Genomic DNA, 16,887 nt, shown 5'->3' on the forward strand with positions numbered 1-16,887 from the left:
GGGCGGGCGCGCCGTTGCAAGCTGAATTCGCATTCAGATGACGTTAACGCTCGTTCAAGGTGGCGAACCTACACTCGACTCGCACCTGCTTTCATCACGCTCGTATGACAAACAGAGGAGAGACATGAAGACCCTGACCCAAACCCTTCTCATCGCGATGTTCGGCGCCATGTCGGCATCCGCGGTGTACGCGGCCGATGCAGCGCCTGCCGCTCCCGCCGCCCCTGAAGCGCACCCGAAGAACTGGACGCCGCCGAGCGAGAAGATCTACGCGCAAAAGCTGTCCGACCAGATCATGGCGCAGCACCCCGAACTGCTCAGCGTGACGTTCCACGGCACACCTCCGGGCATGACGGATGGGTACACAATGTTCGCCGGCTCCTATCACGACCGCATCGGCAACGCCGACGATCCGGATGACATCGACATCTCGAAGAAGGGCATCACGATCGTCGATCCGCGCTGGCACCGCCCGAACGATACCGTCCAGAAGTTCGTCATGATGCTGCCGCTGCGTGACGCGAAAGGCAATAACGTCGGCGAAATCGTGCTCGCGTACAAGAACGACGCCGCGCACACGAAGAGCGAGACGCAGTTCTTCCTCGCGTCGACGCACCTGCGCGATGCGCTTGCCAAGCAGATTCCGACCTTCGGCACGCTGTTCGAGGCCGCCAAGTAAGCGGCGCGCGACCCGGCATTGACTCTTTGAAGCGCCTTCTCCGGTAGGACCGGTGGGGCGCTTTATTTAACGATCCCCCTTTCAGGAGATTGAACATGCGTGTGCGAATTTCCGTGATCCTGTCGCTGGCGGCATTCGCGGTCGCGGGACTGGGCGCGACGCTGCCGGACAACGCGCTCGCCACGACGCCGGCGTCCGACGTATCCGCACCAGTCGGCACGCCGCTGCGGCTTGCCAGCAGCACGTTATTGCCCGACTACAAAGGCGATTTCGACCACTTCGCGGTCGACGTGGCCGGCGGCCGGTTGTTCCTTGCCGGTGAAGACGGCGCAACGCTCGAAGTGTTCGATCTCGGCAGCGGCAAGCATCTGCATACGATCAAGGGCTTCGATCAGCCGCACGCGCCGCTCTTCCTGCCCGACGTGAACCGCCTGGTCGTCACTGACAGCGGCACCGGCATGACGCGCATCGTCGACGGCGCGAGCTATCGGATCATCGGCTCGATCCCGCTCGTCGTCGGCGCGGACTCGATGCTCTACGATCCGTCGAGCCGGCACATGTACGTCGTGACCGGCGGCAAGAACGCCGAGCCAAAGATGGCGAAGACGGTCGTCTCGGAGGTCGATCCGCGTACCGGCAGCCACATCGGCGACGTGACGTTCGACACCGACTTCACCGAATCGATGGCGGCCGAGCAGCACGGCAATCGCCTGTTCGTCAACGTGACCGGCCAGAGTACGCTGGCGGTCGTCGACAAGAAGACGCGCAACGTGACCGCGAACTGGCCGATCCACGGTGCGGAGCTCAATGCGCCGATGGCGTTCGACGAAAAGCACCACCGGTTGTTCGTCGGCACGCGCAAGCCGTTCAGGCTGCTCGTGCTCGATGCGGCCAACGGCAACACGATCGCGTCATTCGATGCGCCGCAACGTACTAATCAGGTGATCTTCGACGAAGCGAACCGGCGCATCTACATGGCCGGCGACGACTATCTGGGCGTGATCGAGCAGAAGGATGCCGACCACTACCAGGAGATCGCGCACGTGCCGACTGCCAAGGGCGCAAAGACAGCGATCCTCGTGCCCGAGCGCCACGCGCTGTTCATCGCGGTCTCACCCGGCGAGTCCGGCGCGGGCGGCAAGGTGCTGCGCTTCAACGTGCTGCCGGGTAATGGGGTGAAGACGGTCGCGGGGAAGTAGGTACTGGCGCGCCTTTGCAGCGAGGATCAACAGATCCCGGGCAGCCAGCAAAGGACACTAGCTGAAAAATAGAGCAGTACGATATTGCGCTGATGTGAATTGTCGTCGCCTGACTAGCCCGCCCGCGGCGCTGGATCAACCTCAATAGTTCAGGGGTTGGCATGACCCACACAATCAGGTAATGCCCCCTTTTTTCCCCATTGACCGCGCTCCGCCGCAAGGCGTATAACCATCCCATTGGATGTTATACGGATGGCGATCAGATGCCTCCGGGAGTGCAAATGCCCAAACTCAGCCTCATCGACACCTCGCGCCCCAAGGGCGGCGAGACCGAAAAAATCACCATCAACCTCGGCCCGGTCGACCTCGGCCAGATCGATCTGCTGGTCGAGGAAGGTTTTTATACGAACCGCACCGACCTGATCCGCACCGCCATCCGCAACCAGCTCGCGGTGCATGCTCAAGTCGTGTCGGAAACGGTGACCCGGCGCGAAATGGTGCTTGGCCTGCAGCACTTCTCGCGGCAGGACCTCGAAGCTGCTCGGGCCGCCAAAGAGCAACTCGACATTCACGTGCTCGGCCTCGCCAGCATCGCAGCAGATGTGCCGCCCGAACTTGCCGCGGCCACAATTGCTTCGGTGGTGGTGCTCGGCGCGTTTCACGCGTCGCCCGCCGTCAAGGCAGCCCTCGCCGGCCGCATCAGCTAGGCTCGTCGGCTCCCCATCTCCGCCACTAACCAAGGCCAACCCAGGTCATCATCAAGATGAACGACGACTTCCTGAAGTCGATGAAAGACGCCTTCGAGCTATTGCGCACGAAGGGTCCGAAAGAAGCCACTGCGGCGATTCAACGCGCGCTCTCCGGCAGCAAGGGCCATGTGCAGCGCACACGAGCATCGCAGGCGCCATCGACGGCCAGTGATTGGGCGCAAGCCTGGACACAGACGCAAACGCAAACGAACCCCACACCACACGCCCCTGCCGCGCCGACCTTCGACGCCGACACCCCCGGCACCTTCAGCACACACACGTTCAGCAACGCAGCGGGACAACGCCAGTACAAGCTGTACGTGCCGGCCGTCTACAACGGCCAACCGTTGCCGCTGATCGTGATGCTGCACGGCTGCACCCAGAACGCCGACGACTTCGCAGCCGGCACGCGCATGAACGCGTTGGCCGAGCGCCACGGATTCATCGTCGCTTACCCGAATCAATCGAAAGCGGCCAATCATTCGGTGTGCTGGAACTGGTTCAGGCCTGCCGACCAGCAGCGCGATCACGGCGAGCCCTCGTTGATTGCCGGCATGACACGCGAAGTGATGGAACACTATCGCGTGGATCCAGCGCGCGTGTACGTGGCCGGTTTATCGGCAGGCGGCGCCATGGCGGACGTCATGCTGAAAACCTCGCCCGATCTGTACGCGGCAGCGGGTGTGCATTCGGGCCTCGCCTATGGCAGCGCACGGGATCTTCCCTCGGCGCTCGCCGCGATGAAAGGCGGCAAGGTGCGCCACACTCGCTCGCATGGCGCGCCGCAGCGCCCGCTCATCGTGTTCCATGGCGACGCGGATTCGACGGTTCATCCGGCCAACGCCACCGAGATCGTTGCGCCATTCGATGCCCACATCAGCACGCAATCGAGCGGCGCGACCGGCACGAGCAACCGCCGCGCCTACACGCAGCAACGTCGCATCGCGGCGAACGGTGTCGAAGCGGAATATTGGGTCATCCACGGCGCAGGCCACGCGTGGGCCGGCGGCAGTCAGCGGGGCTCCTACACGGACCCGTCCGGGCCCGACGCCGCCGCGGAAATGGTTAGATTTTTTCTCGCTCATCCGCGCGCTCAGTGAGCAAGGCCCGGCGCGTCAAATCGCGCCCAAAGGCCTCAACAAATTGCGCAGCGCCGCGACGGTGATCGGCCGCGAAAACCAGAAGCCTTGCGCCTCGTCGCAACCGAGCGCCTCAAGTTGCACGGCCTGCTCTGCGGTTTCGACGCCTTCCGCCGTCACACGCAGCTTGAGCGAATGCGCCATCGCGATGATCGCCCCAACCAGCGCCGCGCTCTGCGGATCGGTGTTCATGCGCATCACAAACGAGCGATCGATTTTCAGGCGATGCAGCGGAAAGCGCGTGAGATAGGCGAGGCTCGAGTAGCCGGTTCCAAAGTCGTCCACCGCGACCTCCACCCCCAGTTCACGCAACGCATGCAGTGTCTGCAAGGCCTGCTCGGTATCGTCGAGCAACACGCCCTCCGTGATTTCCACCTCGAGATAACAAGGATCGAGCGCGGCGTCGGCCAGCGCTTCCTGAATCGTTTCGAACAGGTTGTGCCGCTGAAACTGTTGCGGCGAGACGTTCACCGCGAAACGCGGCAAGTTGCCGGTCTGCCTCAGCAATTTACCCGCGTCGCGGCACGCGGTCCGGATCACCCACTCGCCGATCTGTTCAATCAGGCCGGCCTCTTCCGCCACCGGCACGAACTCTAGCGGGCTGATCAAGCCACGCTGCGGATGATTCCAGCGCAGCAGCGCCTCCACTTGTGCGATGTGTCCGTTGGAGAGCGTCACCTGCGGCTGATACACCAGATGCAGTTGCTGACGCGCAATCGCTTCGCGCAACATCGCCGCCAGTTCGAAGCGTCGCGCCGCCTGGCCTTCGAGCGCGGTGGAAAACCGCCGCACCGCGTTGCCGCTCACCGCCGATGCCGCCGACAATGCCACCCCCGCGCGGCGCATCAGCGTAGGGGCATCGGCGCCGTCGGCCGGATAAGCCACGATGCCGATGCTCGCGGTAATGCTCAGCGCGGTCCCGGCGTAGTCGATCGATTCGGCGATGCGGCCCAGCGCCTCGGCAGCAAACGCATCAGCGGCCGCGCCGCTTTCGTTGATCAGCAGCGCAAACTGCGTACCGCCAATCGACGCAATCGTGCCGTCGTTCGGAAACAGGCCGCCCAACCGTTCGCCGACAATCTGCAGCACGAGTTCCGCCGCGTGCAAACCCAGCGCGTCGCGCAGTTTGCGCAGATGATCGAGTTCGGCGATCAGCACGGTAAAGCCGCTGCCGCTGCGCTGACAACGCGCGATCGTCAACTCCAGGCGTTCGGTGAACAGCGTCTGATTCGGCAGGCGAGTCACGCCGTCGTGATGGGCGACGTACCACAGGCGCGCTTCGGATTGCGCATAGCGCGTCATGTCGACGACGATGCCAACGTAGCCCGGCGGACAGGCCGCCTGCGCCGTCTCCGTAACGAGCGGCGCCAGCGCGAGGACCACGCGAACCGGCGTGCCGTTACGCCGCAACACAATCCATTCGCCTTCATAGCGCGTGCTCACCGTCGCCAGCGGCGGCAGTTCGGCGCGGCGCTTGGCGAACTCGGCCGGATCGAGCAAAGACTCAAACGTACGGCGCCCAATCAACTCCGTGGCCGCGAATCCAGTCAGCTTTTCGAAAGCGGCATTGACGGATTCGAGCGTGCCATCCGCGGCGCAGATGAACATGCCGTTGGGCGCCGAGGCAAGCACGGCGTCGTGTGGACGTGTTTCGGCGTAGAGGTCGTCTTGCATCGCGCCGGTCTGTTGATATTTATGGGTGGTGAAAGGCATCAAGCGAGCTGTTGGCGCGTCGGAAGCCAACGGTAAGGCCGGGCAATTTCGGTCCCGATCCGGCCAACCGTCCGTATGATAGCGGCTTTCCTGCTCCCCGCTCCCTCACCGGCCGTACATTCTTCACGTCTGTCGTTTCCATCGGCTGGCCCTCCATTTATTCAAACCGGCACCCGCACCATACACGGCTCGCTATTGCCAGGATACCCCATCCTTCATGAGTCAATGCACAAGGGCACTCGAAGCTCGCATGCAGGGCTGTGCCGGATTGACGACCGTTATATCCGTATATATATTTCGATGACGATTCCCCTCTAAAAACCGCTGTTGCGCCGCGCGAATCCGCGCGCGCCGGCGCTCCGCATTTCATGTCCAAGGAAGTCATTGACTCGCACCTCCTCAAGGTGCTGCACACGCTGCTGACCGAATCAAGCGTGTCGCGCACGGCGGCGTTGCTCGGACAATCGCAGCCCACTGTGAGCGTGGCGCTGCGCAAACTGCGGGAGATGACAGGCGATCCGCTGCTGGTGCGCAGCGGCAGCCGGATGGTGCCCACGGCGCACGCGCTGACACTAATCGAACCGACCGCGCAGGCACTGAGCAGCATCGCGGCGATACTGAATCCCACCACGTCGTTCAATCCCGCCACCACCAGCCAGACCTTTCGCATTGGATCGCCGGACTATCTCGACGCGTTCTTCGTGCCCGCCGTGGTCGATGCGTTTCATCGCGAAGCGCCGCACGCCAAGCTCGAATTCCGGCACCTGATGATGGTGGATGGTGGCTACGAACACGGTCTGGAAAGCGGCTTTCTCGACCTGGTGATCGGCAATTGGCGCACGCCGCCGGAACATCTGCATTTGCAGCCTCTGTGCAAGGACGAACTGGTGTGCCTGATGCGCAACGGCCACCCGATCAACCCGGGACACCTGAGCAAGCCCGTCTATGAAGAGGCCGACCATCTGGCCGTCACGACCTACAACACCACGGCGTGGGGCACGGTCGATGTGGAACTCGCACGCAATGGCCTGTCGCGTACCGTCACGACAACGCTGCCGTACTTCGGCATGGCGCCTTATGTTCTTGCGCGCTCCAACCTGCTGTTCACCACCACTCGCGCACTCGCCACGCATTACACAAAACTCTTGCCGCTGCGTATCGAGCCGGTGCCAGGGGAGCCGCGCGCTCTCACCTACTACCAACTCTGGCACGACCGCACGCATCGCAGCGTGGCCGCGGTATGGCTGCGCAGGCTGATTGCCACTGTCGCCAAAGAGCTGGCTTCCTGATCCAACGGCCAGGCGCTTTCCTTCTGCATGCAAAAAAAACGCCGCAAGCAGAGCTTGCGGCGTGAATGCAATCATCGGATACCTTCGAGGTGACAGGCCCCTTTCAGACACCGAGCGATCACAAAGTGAGGTCGGTCAGACGGAACATTGTTATGGGTTAGTTTGCGCGTCCCGCGGCCATCGCCTTGACGAGTGCCGCTTTGCCTTCCACCGCGGCGCCGAGCAGTGCGAATCCTAACGGCCGTTCACTCGCGGCGTCCTTGCACACGGCACGTGCCGCGTGGTCGGCCGCATCGGCGCCCATTTCGATCGACCACGCGCCCTCGCCTTCGGGCGTCACGACGACTGCCGGGCTCGCCGGCGTTTTCACCGTGATCGGCATGACCGGAAAGGCGACGCGCGTCGGTTCGCCTACGAGCGTTCGTGCAAGTGCCCGCGCGGCGTGCATGATTGGCAGAACGTACGGTTGCACTTTGCCATCTATAGCCGCGCAGTCGCCGAGCGCATAAATATCCGGCGCGCTGGTGCGGCACCACGCATCGGTACGGATACCCTGATCGATTTCGAGTCCTGCGTCCGCGGCCAATGCCGTGCGCGGCGCAAGTCCGATCGCCGACACGACCAGGTCGGCGGCGATCGGCTCGCCTTCCACGAAGCTCAGCCGGTAACCGTCCGGCAAACGGTCGATCCGCTGCACACTGCGCCCGGGATGAAAGCGGATGCCACCCGTGCCGAGGCCGCGCGCAAAAATCTCGCCGACTTCTTGCGGAAGCAAACGCGCCAGCGGCGTCGCGGCAGGATCGATCAGGTTGACCGCATAGCCGGCGGCCGCCAGATCGTTGGCGAATTCGCAGCCGATCAGGCCCGCGCCCAGAATTGCCACTGAACGGCAAGGCGTGAGCGCCGATCGGAAGCGCGCGTAGTCGTCGAGATCGTTGATCGACAACACGTCGCCCGCACCGTCACCCTCCAGTCGCAGGCGGCGCGGATCGGCGCCGGTGGCCAGCACCAGTTTGCCGTAGCCAACCAGCGCGTTATCCACGACCAGCGTGTGCTCCGCCGGCAAGATGCGCTCGACCTTCTGACGCACACGAATCCACGCGCCCAGTTGCGCGGCCATCGCCATCGCGTCGAAACTGACCAGCGTTTGCGGCTCTTTCTTCATCGCCAGCGCGTTCGACAACATGGGCTTCGAATAGAAACTGCCGTCGTCGCGGCTGATCATCACGATCGGCACCGTGCTGTCGAGCTTGCGCAATTCGCGCGCAACGGTATAGCCCGCCATGCCGGTGCCCACGATTACCACCGGCGGCTCCTTGCCCGCCTGCTGCGCGGCCGTCATACGACCACCTGCATCTCGAAGTCGTGCTTGCCGGTCGCGCAATCCGGACACAACCAGTCGTCCGGCACATCCTCCCAACGCGTGCCCGGCGCGATGCCCGCTTCAGGCAAACCCAGCGCCTCGTCATAGCGAAAGCCGCAGATCACACATTCCCATACTTTCATCACATCTCTCCCGAATCGCCGCGTGTTTCAGCGCACATAAGCCTGGCCGAGACCGATCTCGGCCAGCGCGCGCCGGTATGCGCCCGACGAACGATCGGCCAGAATCGGCGCTTCCGCCGCCCGGTCGATCGGCAGGTCTTCCGGACGCTGCTGCTCGACGATCGCGCGATCTTCTTCGAACACCTGACGATTGAACGCGTACACATCATCGAGCGGCAGGTCCTTGTCGAAGTTGCGCACGATCGGTACGAACAGACGCGTCTTGCGCGCCGACACAGGACTTGCGGCGTTCAGGATCGACAGACGTCCGCCTTCGGGAAAGTGCACTGTCAGACGCGCGAAGAACGGCACGTCCACTTCGAACACGCGGCGCCACTCATAACCTTCGGGCGCGCGATGCTGCATGGACTTCGGAAAGTTGCTGACAGTGCTCACGTACTCCGCATGCATGCCGCGTTCGCGCCGCTCAACGGAATATTGCGGCACGACCGGATTCCGCCGGTCGGCGAAACTATCGTGATGGATCCACGCAAAATGCGCGACGTCGATGAAGCCTTCAGTCTGGCGCCCGGCCGACGCGTTGATATCGATCGAAGGCGGCAGGATCTGCTGGAAGTCGGGGTCGTCCCAGTTAGGAAATGCCGGCAACGGTTCGGTGCCGCCGCCGAGCGACACCCACACGAGGCCATACGCCTCCTGCGTCGCATAGGTGACGAGATGCAGGCGATCGGGAATCGGCCCGTCGGTTTGCGACGGAATATGTTTGCACTTGCCCTCGCTGTTATAGGCAAGGCCGTGATACGGGCACACGATGTTGCCGTTATCGACCCACCCCTGGCTGAGCGGCGCACCCCGATGCGGGCAGACGTCGCGCGCGCTCACCAGTTGACCGTTCGAGCGGAACACGACCAGCGGCTCATCGAGCAGCGTCACGCTAATGGGCTTGTCGGCGACGTCGGCGGCGAATGCCACCGGATGCCAGTAGCGGCTGAGAATCTCCCAGTCGTGGCTGTCGAAAGTGCAGTTGCGGGGTAAAGCGGGGGAACGTTGAAACGTCAGCGGGGCAGAGGTGGAATTAGCAATGACAGTAGCGGCGGAACTCATGCGTGTCTCCAAAACCTGGTGGGGGTTCGTCGCGCTCATGTGCTGCCCCTTGAACGAAACTCTTTCGGGGCATGCCGAGCGCGTGGAGAGAACGATAACGGGATGAGGTCCGCCGACCCATCCCCTGAACTGCATCTACTCTATGTACGAAAGCGCATGGGCGCCCCGCGCATAGGCGCCCCGCTGCCGCGTGTTCTTCAGGACGCCGATGCGGCGCGCGGCATCGCTGCTTCGATGAACACCGCGCACAGCGCTTCCATGCCCTTCGCGTCTTCTTCGTCGAAGCGCGCCACGATCGGGCTGTCGACGTCCCACACGCCGATCAGCGTGCCGTCTGGAGCTACGAGCGGCACGACGATTTCCGATTGCGAAGCCGAGTCGCAGGCGATATGGCCGGGAAACTCATGCACGTCGCGCACGACCTGCGTCTGCCGGGTTTGCGCGGCCGTGCCGCACACGCCCTTGCCAAGCGCGATGCGCACGCACGCGGGCTTGCCCTGAAACGGTCCGACGACCAGTTCGCGGCCGTCGTGGAAATAGAAACCGGCCCAGTTCAGGTCGCTGAGGGAATGAAACACGAAGGAAGAAAAATTGGCCGCGGTGGCGATCCAGTCGGTTTCGCCCGCGAGCAGCGAGCGCGCCTGGGCGACCAACTCTTCGTATTGCGCGGCTTTGGACAGATGCGAGGTGGAGGAGACTTCGAACATAACGGCGTCCGTGGAAAAAGCGGAAAGGGATGGCAAGTCTTGCAGTGTAAAGCAAGCTGGCATTTCCTTCGCGGAACGCCGCAAGCGGCAGCGCGTACGCCGCGATGAAAATCCGCCTTCCCTGCGTTTCCAGGCATTCCGTTGGCCGTCACCGCGCGCGACGAGCCAACGGGACAAGCCGTACGGCCATTATTCGACGCCGACGATCACGCTCGACGCCTTGAAAATCGCCGTCGCCGACTTGCCGTTCGCGAGGCCGAGACGCTCGACGCTCTCATTGGTGATGATCGCCGCGATCTGCGCACCACCCGCGCTGATGCTCACTTCCGAATTCACCGCGCCCTTGGTGACCGCCGACACCGTGCCGGCGATGCAATTGCGCGCCGACACCTGGTTCTTCGCCACGTCGACCATCACGATCACCGACGAAGCCTTGACCAGCGCGAACGCTTTCTTGCCCACCGAGAGGCCGAGCGAACTCGCGCTGCCGTGCGTGATGATCGAGACGATCTCCAGGCCGTCCTGGGTGCGCAGCGTGACTTCGTCGTTCACGGCGCCGTGTTTGAGATCGGTGACTTCGCCGGCGAATTGATTACGTGCGCTAGTTTGCATGTTGCTCTCCTGGTTGTGCGGCCCCGCACGAGCATGTCGAGGCGCTGCGTTGGGGTAGGCGGCGAGTGTAGTGGAACGCTCGGCGGTTGCGGCCGCACGCACGTGAAGTGCGGTATGGCGCGGCCGCTATTGACGGTTCAACAATCAATGAAACCACATAAACGTTGTGTATAGATATGCATAACGGGTGGGCGCAACGTGCCGCACACTCCGCCGACACCGTATCATCATGCCCTGCACTTTCTCCTTCGAATCTCATGCCCGCTGCCGCTCTATCCCGCCTTGCCGCCACATGGCCGACCGCCTGCCGCGCCGCCGTGTTATGCGCCGCTCTGGCGGCGATCAGCGCCTGCAGCAACCCATCGCCGGCGCGCGACGCGCACGCACCGGCCGACAACGTCACGCTGTTCCCGATGGCCGGTTACGACCAGAATGTCGACCACTGGCTGGAGCCGGACAGCCCGAACTACGACCAGCCGTTCCTGAGCCGCGAGGATCAGCAGGCCCACTTTCAGGCGCTTTACGCGCGCTACTTCGGCACCGGCACCTCGGCGCCCTCCCCGTGGAATGCGGCGTTTGTGACCACGCGCATCTATCGCGAGCAAGGCGCGGACATTGCCGCATGGCAGCAGCGGCGCATCGACAAATTCGACAACACCGGCAAGCAAGGCGCGGAGCTCGGCTACGGCGAGAACTTCCGCCCGCACGACAAGGCGTGGATCGACGCCATTGCGCAAAACATGAATGTCGGACAGTTCACGCAGGCGCCCGTTTATCAGCCCGAGCGCCGCGCGATCGCCACGAGCAACCTCATGGTGCGCGAACTGCCGACCATGGATCCGTCGTTTTACGACCATCATCTGGCGGGCGAAGGCTATCCGTTCGACAACCTGCAAATCTCGGCCGTGCGGCCGGGTACGCCGCTGTATGTGCTGGGCAGCAGCGCCGACGGCGCATGGCAGTACGTGCAGACACCCGACGTGCAGGGCTGGGTGCGCAGCGACGGCGTCGCCATGGCCGACGGACGCTTCGTCGACATGTGGCGCGCCGCGACGGGCAAAGCGCTCGGCGCGGTGATCGTGGCGTCGGCGCCGGTGCGCGACAGCCGCGGCGTGTTCCGTTTCGACGCGCCGGCCGGCACGCTGCTGCCGATCGTCCCGGCCACCGCTGTGCGGCCGGCGGCCGGACAACCCGCCGCGAGCCAGGCAAGCGGCACGGACACGGCCAACGCGGCACGCCATATCCTCGTGCCCGCTCGCGATACGGAAGGCCGGGCGTTGATCCGCAGCGCCGTCCTGAGCGACGCGCAGATCGCGCCGGCGCCGCTCGCCGCCACGCCGCGCCATCTGGCCATGCTGATGAAAGCGCTGATCGGGCGGCCCTATGGCTGGGGCAATAGCGGCCTCTATAACGATTGTTCGTCGGAACTGCAGAGCATCTTCGCGGCATTCGGCGTCTGGCTGCCACGCCATTCGTCCACGCAGATGGACGCCGGGCGCATGGTCGATCTGTCGTCGTCCACGCCCGCCGAACGGCTCGAGTATCTCGCGCAGCACGGCGAACCGATGCGCACGCTGATCTATATCGGCGGCCACGTGATGCTGTACATCGGCAACACGACCCGCAACGGCAGCGTGGTGCCGGTCGTCTATCAGGACGTGTGGGGCCTGCGCCCCGCCGATAACAGCCGGCGCGCGGTGATCGGCGGCTCGGTGATTCTGCCGCTCGTCGAACGCATTCCCGAAGACGCCACGCTCCAATCGCTCGCGGCCACGCGAACGTTCCAGATCAGCATTCTCGGCGCGCCGCGCGGCAGCACCGCGTCGCCGTCACCGGATGAGGACAACCCGGCCGGGTAAGCAGGACCTGTGCCCGGCTTGCGGACGTCCGGACTCAAGAATATTTTTTCCGGAGTGTCGATTCGCCGGTGATGCGTTCGTCGTAACGTTGAAGGCCTGGCTCACAAGGCTCGCCCAGCCGGTCTTTCAAGTCACAAACCTGTCACTTCAAGGAGTCGCTGTCATGTCCAGTTCCGCTGTCAAACCGATCCCCGAAGGGATGCACTCGATCACCCCGCATCTGGTCTGCGCCAACGCGGCCGAGGCCATTGAGTTCTACAAGAAGGCCTTCAACGCCGTCGAACAGTTTCGCCTGCCCGGTCCGGGCGGCAAGCTGATCCACGCCTGCCTGAAGATCGGCGACTCCATGCTGATGATGACCGACGAATGGCCGGAGCATCGGGCGCTCGGTCCGCTTTCGCTGAACGGCACGCCGGTCACGATTCACCTCTACGTGCAAGACGTCGACGCGAGCTTCAAGCAGGCCGTGGACGCCGGCGCGACCGTCGTGATGCCCGTCGCCGACATGTTTTGGGGCGATCGCTACGGCCATGTGAAGGACCCGTTCGGCCATAGCTGGTCGCTAGCGACCCACACGCGCGACCTGAGCCCGGAAGAAATCCAGCAGGGCATGGCCGCCATGAAGTAATACGCGGCATACGCAGGGACAAGCAGGAACACACGGCCCGTCCGGTGCCAGGGAGGAAAACGTCATGCAGAAAATTGCGCCGTGCCTGTGGTTCGACGGCAATGCGGAAGAAGCCGCGCGCTTCTATACGTCCGTCTTCGGCGATGCCCGCATCGCCACCACGATGCATCACACCGAAGCCGGCCCAGGACCCAAGGGCAGCGTGCTGGCCGTCACGTTCGAGATCGAAGGCCAGGAGTTCATTGCCCTGAACGGCGGCCCGCAGTTCCCGTTCACGCCGGCGATCTCGCTGTTCGTGCACTGCGGCTCGCAAGAGGAAGTCGACCGGTATTGGGCAAAACTGGCCGACGGCGGGAAGGAGTGGCAATGCGGCTGGCTTCAGGACCGGTTCGGCGTCTCGTGGCAGATCGTGCCGGATGTACTCGACGTGATGCTGCGCGACCCGGACGCCGCCCGCGCCAGCCGCGTGATGGCGGCCATGATGAAAATGGTCAAGCTGGACATCGCGCAGCTCGAAGCAGCCTATCGGGGTGGCTGAAGCCGGGGTACCTGAAACCAGGGTAACTGAAACCGCCATCTTTGATAGGATCGGTTTCGACCCATCACCGGCGGAATTCGAACAGTGCGCGTCAACCATCTGGCTTTCTTCTGCTCGCTGTTTGTCGCGCGCCTGGCCGATCAGGTCCTGCTGTTTCTCGTGCCGCTCGTCGTCTTTCAAACGACGCACCAGGTCTCGTGGTCGGGGCTGGCGTTCTTTATCGAAACGCTGCCCCGCTACCTGGTGTTTCCTTTCTTCGGCGCGTTATGCGACCGCGTCTCGCCGCTCAGGCTGATGCGGGTGAGTCAGGCCGTGCGGGCACTGGTGTGCTTCGGCGGAGTGCTCGGCTATGCGCTGTTCGGCGGCATCGGCTGGCTGATCGCGCTGTCGGCCGCATGCGGCGTGCTGACGAGCCAGGGGCTGGTCGCGCGTGAAGTCATGCTGCCGCAGATTTTCAGCACGCAGCAGTTTCAGCGCGTGCTCGCCTACTCGCAATTGGCCGACCAGTTGGGTTTCGTGCTGGGTCCGATGCTTGCCGCGCTGCTGCTCGGCCTGTGGCGTTGGGAATGGGTGGTCGGCGCGACCGGCGGGCTGTTCCTGCTGGCCGACGGCGCGCTGCTGCTATGGCAGCGCACAAGCGGTTTTCGCGCCGCCGCAGTGGCGCCCGCTGCTCCGGGTCACTGGACGCTGCCGGTGCGCATCGCACTGCGCCATGTGCTGCTGTTGCCGGGTTTGAAAAAAGTCGTGCTGCTCGCGGCCGCCGAAAATCTGGTGATCGGCGTGACGCTCGCGACTTCCGCCGCGATGGTGACCGGCTTTCACGCACAATCGAATCGCTACTATGCCGGGCTGCAAACGGCCGGCGCGGTAGCCACGGTGCTGATCCTTCTGACGATCGCGCGCGCCGCGTGGCCGGCCCGGATGTTGGGCCGGGTCGCCTTCGCCGCGATCTGCGCGGGCGGCGTCATCGCCGGCGCGAGTGCGGCGCCGTGGGGCTACGCGCTGGGCTTCCTGTTGATCGTCGGCTTCGACAAGATGTTCAACGTCTATATTCGCAGCGCGCGGCAGCGAATCATTCCGCCGCAGGACTACGGCAAAACGACTGGCGTGGTGATCCTCCTGAACAACATGACGCAGCCGCTTGCCGGTTTGCTGGTCAGCCTGTTCTCGGCGCGCGCGCAGACCGGCCCGCTGATCGTGATTCTGTCGCTGACGATGGGCGGCATTGGCGCGGCGGTATGGACCGCCGCGAAACTGGTGCGGCGCAGGCGCCCGCTGGCACTCGGGGATTAGCGCAATTCACGCCGGCTTCGCAGCCTTCATTAATATCGCATACCGGCACACATTAGATCATCGACACCGGTTTAATGCCCGCGCCTCAAATACGCCAATTCGAATTTACTGCTCAATTCGAATTGCATAGTCACACATATTTACAATATGAATCTTGAATTTTAAGAACAATAGATAGTTAGAAAAAACTACCGCGTATAAGCATTTCGCCCTTCGTCAATTCAGAAACAATTGCTCACACCCAACCGACAGCCCATTATTAGCGCGACTCTTATCCGATATCGAAGAAAAATTCACTAAGTCACTATTTGTATGACATTGAAAGTATGGTGTAGACTTATTTCCAAGAATTACATTGATTGAATGCACAAGGCAATTGCCCGATACAACACTTTCAAGCAATCGATGCCGTAATTCTACGGCGTCGATTCAAATGACCACGCAATAACTACCCTTTGTTCGGTCGGCCTGAGAGGTTTCATAATGAAACGAAAACTGCTGTCATCCAGCCTCGTCGTCGTATTGATGTTCGGTTTGCCTCTGCAGCTCGCACGCGCCGCCACTTATTCGAATGGCACCGCGGTCGCCACCTTCACCGTCACCCTCACCCTCAACGCCAATTGCTCGATCAGCGCCAACCCGCTGAACTTCGGCAGCAACGGCGTGCTGGCCACCGCCATCAACCAGCAAAGCACGGTCGCCGTCACCTGCACCAACACCACGCCGTACAACGTCGGGCTCGACGCCGGCACGGTCACCGGTTCGACCGTGACAAGCCGGCTGATGGCCGGCACGGCGACCGGCAACACCGGCACGACCGTCGGCTTCCAGTTATATCAGGACGCCGGCCACACCACGCTGTGGGGCAATACGCAGGGCACCAACACGGTTAGCGGCACCGGCAGCGGGTCGGCGCAATCGATCGTGGTGTACGGCCAGGTGCCGGCGCAGACCACCCCGAAGCCTGACACCTACCAGACCACCATCACCGCCACGGTCTACTTTTGACGCGCCGTGCGCTGTGCCTGCTACTCGCCGCAACCGCATGCGCGTGGCGTCTGAGCGCGCCGCCCGCGCAAGCCGCGACGCTGCAGATTTCACCGGTCATGATCCAACTGCCGGCGCAGGCGAACGCGACCGGCATCACGCTGAAGAACCCCGGCGACAAGCCGCTGTTCGGCCAGGTGCGCGTATTCCGCTGGGATCAGGCTAATGGCGAAGACACCCTCACGCCCACGCAGGACCTGGTGGCGAGCCCGCCGCTGCTGCAGATCGGCGCCCATGCGGACCAGCTGGTGCGGCTGGTACGGACCAGCCCCGGCCCCGCCACCACCGAACAGGGTTATCGCGTGCTGATCGACGAGTTGCCCGAACCCGACGCGGCACCCACCAGCGGCGTCACGATCCGCCTGCGCTATTCGGTGCCGGTGTTCGTCGAACCGGCGACCGATGTCGGCCAGCCCAGGCTGTCGTGGCACCTCGCGCGCGGCGCGCAAAGCTGGATGCTGCGCGTCGACAACGCGGGCGGCAAACGCGCGCAGATTGCCGCCGTGCAACTCATCGACGTCACCGGCAACGCCTACCCGATCAACAAGGGGCTGCTCGGCTACGCGCTGGCCGGTCGCGAGCGTCACTGGCCGGTCACGTTGCCGGAGAACGTCGGGCGCAACGGACCGCTGAAGGTGCGCGCCGCGGTCAACTCGCTGCCGACCGAAGCGACCGTCAATGTCGAGTAAGCAAGCGAGAGCGGCGCGCAAAAAAGTAAGCACACGGGTGGCGCCATGAGCGCGCCCCGGTTATAGGACATGAACGCGATGCACCGCCACGCAATCGATGAGAACGACACGACGGCGAACACATCATGGATGGAAG

At 63.4% G+C, this 16,887-nt stretch carries 17 protein-coding genes; 11 read left to right on the forward strand and 6 right to left on the reverse strand.

Annotated features, from left to right (window positions below; all coding sequences use genetic code 11):
* Positions 1–124: 124 nt before the first annotated feature.
* The 4 genes from A6V37_RS19040 (at position 125) to A6V37_RS19055 (ending at position 3,727) form a co-directional block, all read left to right on the forward strand.
* Positions 125–679, forward strand: coding sequence for a hypothetical protein (locus tag A6V37_RS19040; RefSeq protein ID WP_064272158.1), 555 nt, complete (start codon positions 125–127; stop codon positions 677–679).
* 95 nt (positions 680–774) lie between these two features.
* Positions 775–1,878: a YncE family protein gene (locus tag A6V37_RS19045; RefSeq protein ID WP_064272159.1), complete on the forward strand. Its 1,104-nt coding sequence runs from the start codon at positions 775–777 to the stop codon at positions 1,876–1,878.
* 281 nt (positions 1,879–2,159) lie between these two features.
* Positions 2,160–2,585, forward strand: coding sequence for a hypothetical protein (locus tag A6V37_RS19050; RefSeq protein WP_064272160.1), 426 nt, complete (start codon positions 2,160–2,162; stop codon positions 2,583–2,585).
* 50 nt (positions 2,586–2,635) lie between these two features.
* A complete protein-coding gene (locus A6V37_RS19055) occupies positions 2,636–3,727 on the forward strand; it encodes an extracellular catalytic domain type 1 short-chain-length polyhydroxyalkanoate depolymerase (RefSeq protein WP_064272161.1) in 1,092 nt (363 codons plus the stop codon).
* Positions 3,728–3,742: 15 nt separating this feature from the next.
* On the opposite strand, the gene A6V37_RS19060 is transcribed toward A6V37_RS19055, so the two are convergent.
* Entirely contained in the window at positions 3,743–5,440 is a 1,698-nt protein-coding gene (locus A6V37_RS19060) for a putative bifunctional diguanylate cyclase/phosphodiesterase (RefSeq protein WP_064286222.1), read from the reverse strand.
* Between the two features lie 407 nt (positions 5,441–5,847).
* Here A6V37_RS19060 and A6V37_RS19065 point away from each other — a divergent pair, with 407 nt between their 5' ends.
* Entirely contained in the window at positions 5,848–6,768 is a 921-nt protein-coding gene (locus A6V37_RS19065; protein WP_064272162.1) for a LysR family transcriptional regulator, read from the forward strand.
* A 157-nt stretch (positions 6,769–6,925) separates the two neighbouring features.
* On the opposite strand, the gene A6V37_RS19070 is transcribed toward A6V37_RS19065, so the two are convergent.
* The 5 genes from A6V37_RS19070 to A6V37_RS19090 form a co-directional block, all read right to left on the reverse strand.
* Positions 6,926–8,110 carry an NAD(P)/FAD-dependent oxidoreductase gene (locus A6V37_RS19070; protein ID WP_064272163.1) on the reverse strand — a complete coding sequence of 395 codons (1,185 nt, stop codon included), beginning with the start codon at positions 8,108–8,110 and terminating at the stop codon, positions 6,926–6,928.
* On the reverse strand, positions 8,107–8,274 hold the full coding sequence (locus tag A6V37_RS19075) for a rubredoxin (protein ID WP_064272164.1): 168 nt from the start codon (positions 8,272–8,274) through the stop codon (positions 8,107–8,109). The genes A6V37_RS19070 and A6V37_RS19075 overlap by 4 nt, the downstream gene beginning before the upstream one ends.
* 27 nt (positions 8,275–8,301) lie before the next feature.
* Positions 8,302–9,378: an aromatic ring-hydroxylating dioxygenase subunit alpha gene (locus tag A6V37_RS19080; protein WP_082902925.1), complete on the reverse strand. Its 1,077-nt coding sequence runs from the start codon at positions 9,376–9,378 to the stop codon at positions 8,302–8,304.
* A 197-nt stretch (positions 9,379–9,575) separates the two neighbouring features.
* Positions 9,576–10,085, reverse strand: a complete 510-nt coding sequence (locus tag A6V37_RS19085) for a GAF domain-containing protein (RefSeq protein ID WP_064272165.1) — start codon at positions 10,083–10,085, stop codon at positions 9,576–9,578.
* Positions 10,086–10,274: 189 nt separating this feature from the next.
* Positions 10,275–10,697 (reverse strand): TOBE domain-containing protein, encoded by a 423-nt coding sequence (locus A6V37_RS19090; protein WP_064272166.1) that lies wholly within the window; start codon positions 10,695–10,697, stop codon positions 10,275–10,277.
* A gap of 257 nt (positions 10,698–10,954) precedes the next feature.
* Between A6V37_RS19090 and A6V37_RS19095 the strand changes: the two genes are divergently transcribed.
* The 6 genes from A6V37_RS19095 (at position 10,955) to A6V37_RS19120 (ending at position 16,751) form a co-directional block, all read left to right on the forward strand.
* Positions 10,955–12,556 (forward strand): SH3 domain-containing C40 family peptidase, encoded by a 1,602-nt coding sequence (locus A6V37_RS19095; RefSeq protein WP_208607877.1) that lies wholly within the window; start codon positions 10,955–10,957, stop codon positions 12,554–12,556.
* Positions 12,557–12,719: 163 nt separating this feature from the next.
* A complete protein-coding gene (locus A6V37_RS19100) occupies positions 12,720–13,184 on the forward strand; it encodes a VOC family protein (protein ID WP_064286215.1) in 465 nt (154 codons plus the stop codon).
* Between the two features lie 64 nt (positions 13,185–13,248).
* On the forward strand, positions 13,249–13,722 hold the full coding sequence (locus A6V37_RS19105; protein ID WP_064272168.1) for a VOC family protein: 474 nt from the start codon (positions 13,249–13,251) through the stop codon (positions 13,720–13,722).
* A gap of 84 nt (positions 13,723–13,806) precedes the next feature.
* Positions 13,807–15,015 (forward strand): MFS transporter, encoded by a 1,209-nt coding sequence (locus tag A6V37_RS19110; protein WP_064286216.1) that lies wholly within the window; start codon positions 13,807–13,809, stop codon positions 15,013–15,015.
* Between the two features lie 525 nt (positions 15,016–15,540).
* Positions 15,541–16,023: a Csu type fimbrial protein gene (locus A6V37_RS19115; protein WP_082902929.1), complete on the forward strand. Its 483-nt coding sequence runs from the start codon at positions 15,541–15,543 to the stop codon at positions 16,021–16,023.
* Positions 16,020–16,751 carry a fimbrial biogenesis chaperone gene (locus A6V37_RS19120; RefSeq protein WP_082902926.1) on the forward strand — a complete coding sequence of 244 codons (732 nt, stop codon included), beginning with the start codon at positions 16,020–16,022 and terminating at the stop codon, positions 16,749–16,751. Before A6V37_RS19115 ends, A6V37_RS19120 begins: the two co-directional genes overlap by 4 nt.
* The last annotated feature ends 136 nt before the right edge of the window (positions 16,752–16,887 follow it).

The organism is Paraburkholderia ginsengiterrae, assembly GCF_001645125.1.
GTDB classification, from domain to species: Bacteria; Pseudomonadota; Gammaproteobacteria; order Burkholderiales; family Burkholderiaceae; genus Paraburkholderia; species Paraburkholderia ginsengiterrae.

What these genes read in the sequence shown, in the direction of transcription:
- A6V37_RS19040 (WP_064272158.1), top strand. Translation starts at nt 125, where the DNA reads ATGAAGACCCTGACCCAAACCCTTCTCATCGCGATGTTCGGCGCCATG.
- A6V37_RS19045 (WP_064272159.1), top strand. Translation starts at nt 775, where the DNA reads ATGCGTGTGCGAATTTCCGTGATCCTGTCGCTGGCGGCATTCGCGGTC.
- A6V37_RS19050 (WP_064272160.1), top strand. Translation starts at nt 2,160, where the DNA reads ATGCCCAAACTCAGCCTCATCGACACCTCGCGCCCCAAGGGCGGCGAG.
- A6V37_RS19060 (WP_064286222.1), bottom strand. Translation starts at nt 5,440, where the DNA reads ATGCAAGACGACCTCTACGCCGAAACACGTCCACACGACGCCGTGCTT.
- A6V37_RS19065 (WP_064272162.1), top strand. Translation starts at nt 5,848, where the DNA reads ATGTCCAAGGAAGTCATTGACTCGCACCTCCTCAAGGTGCTGCACACG.
- A6V37_RS19070 (WP_064272163.1), bottom strand. Translation starts at nt 8,110, where the DNA reads ATGACGGCCGCGCAGCAGGCGGGCAAGGAGCCGCCGGTGGTAATCGTG.
- A6V37_RS19075 (WP_064272164.1), bottom strand. Translation starts at nt 8,274, where the DNA reads ATGAAAGTATGGGAATGTGTGATCTGCGGCTTTCGCTATGACGAGGCG.
- A6V37_RS19080 (WP_082902925.1), bottom strand. Translation starts at nt 9,378, where the DNA reads ATGAGTTCCGCCGCTACTGTCATTGCTAATTCCACCTCTGCCCCGCTG.
- A6V37_RS19085 (WP_064272165.1), bottom strand. Translation starts at nt 10,085, where the DNA reads ATGTTCGAAGTCTCCTCCACCTCGCATCTGTCCAAAGCCGCGCAATAC.
- A6V37_RS19090 (WP_064272166.1), bottom strand. Translation starts at nt 10,697, where the DNA reads ATGCAAACTAGCGCACGTAATCAATTCGCCGGCGAAGTCACCGATCTC.
- A6V37_RS19095 (WP_208607877.1), top strand. Translation starts at nt 10,955, where the DNA reads ATGCCCGCTGCCGCTCTATCCCGCCTTGCCGCCACATGGCCGACCGCC.
- A6V37_RS19100 (WP_064286215.1), top strand. Translation starts at nt 12,720, where the DNA reads ATGTCCAGTTCCGCTGTCAAACCGATCCCCGAAGGGATGCACTCGATC.
- A6V37_RS19105 (WP_064272168.1), top strand. Translation starts at nt 13,249, where the DNA reads ATGCAGAAAATTGCGCCGTGCCTGTGGTTCGACGGCAATGCGGAAGAA.
- A6V37_RS19115 (WP_082902929.1), top strand. Translation starts at nt 15,541, where the DNA reads ATGTTCGGTTTGCCTCTGCAGCTCGCACGCGCCGCCACTTATTCGAAT.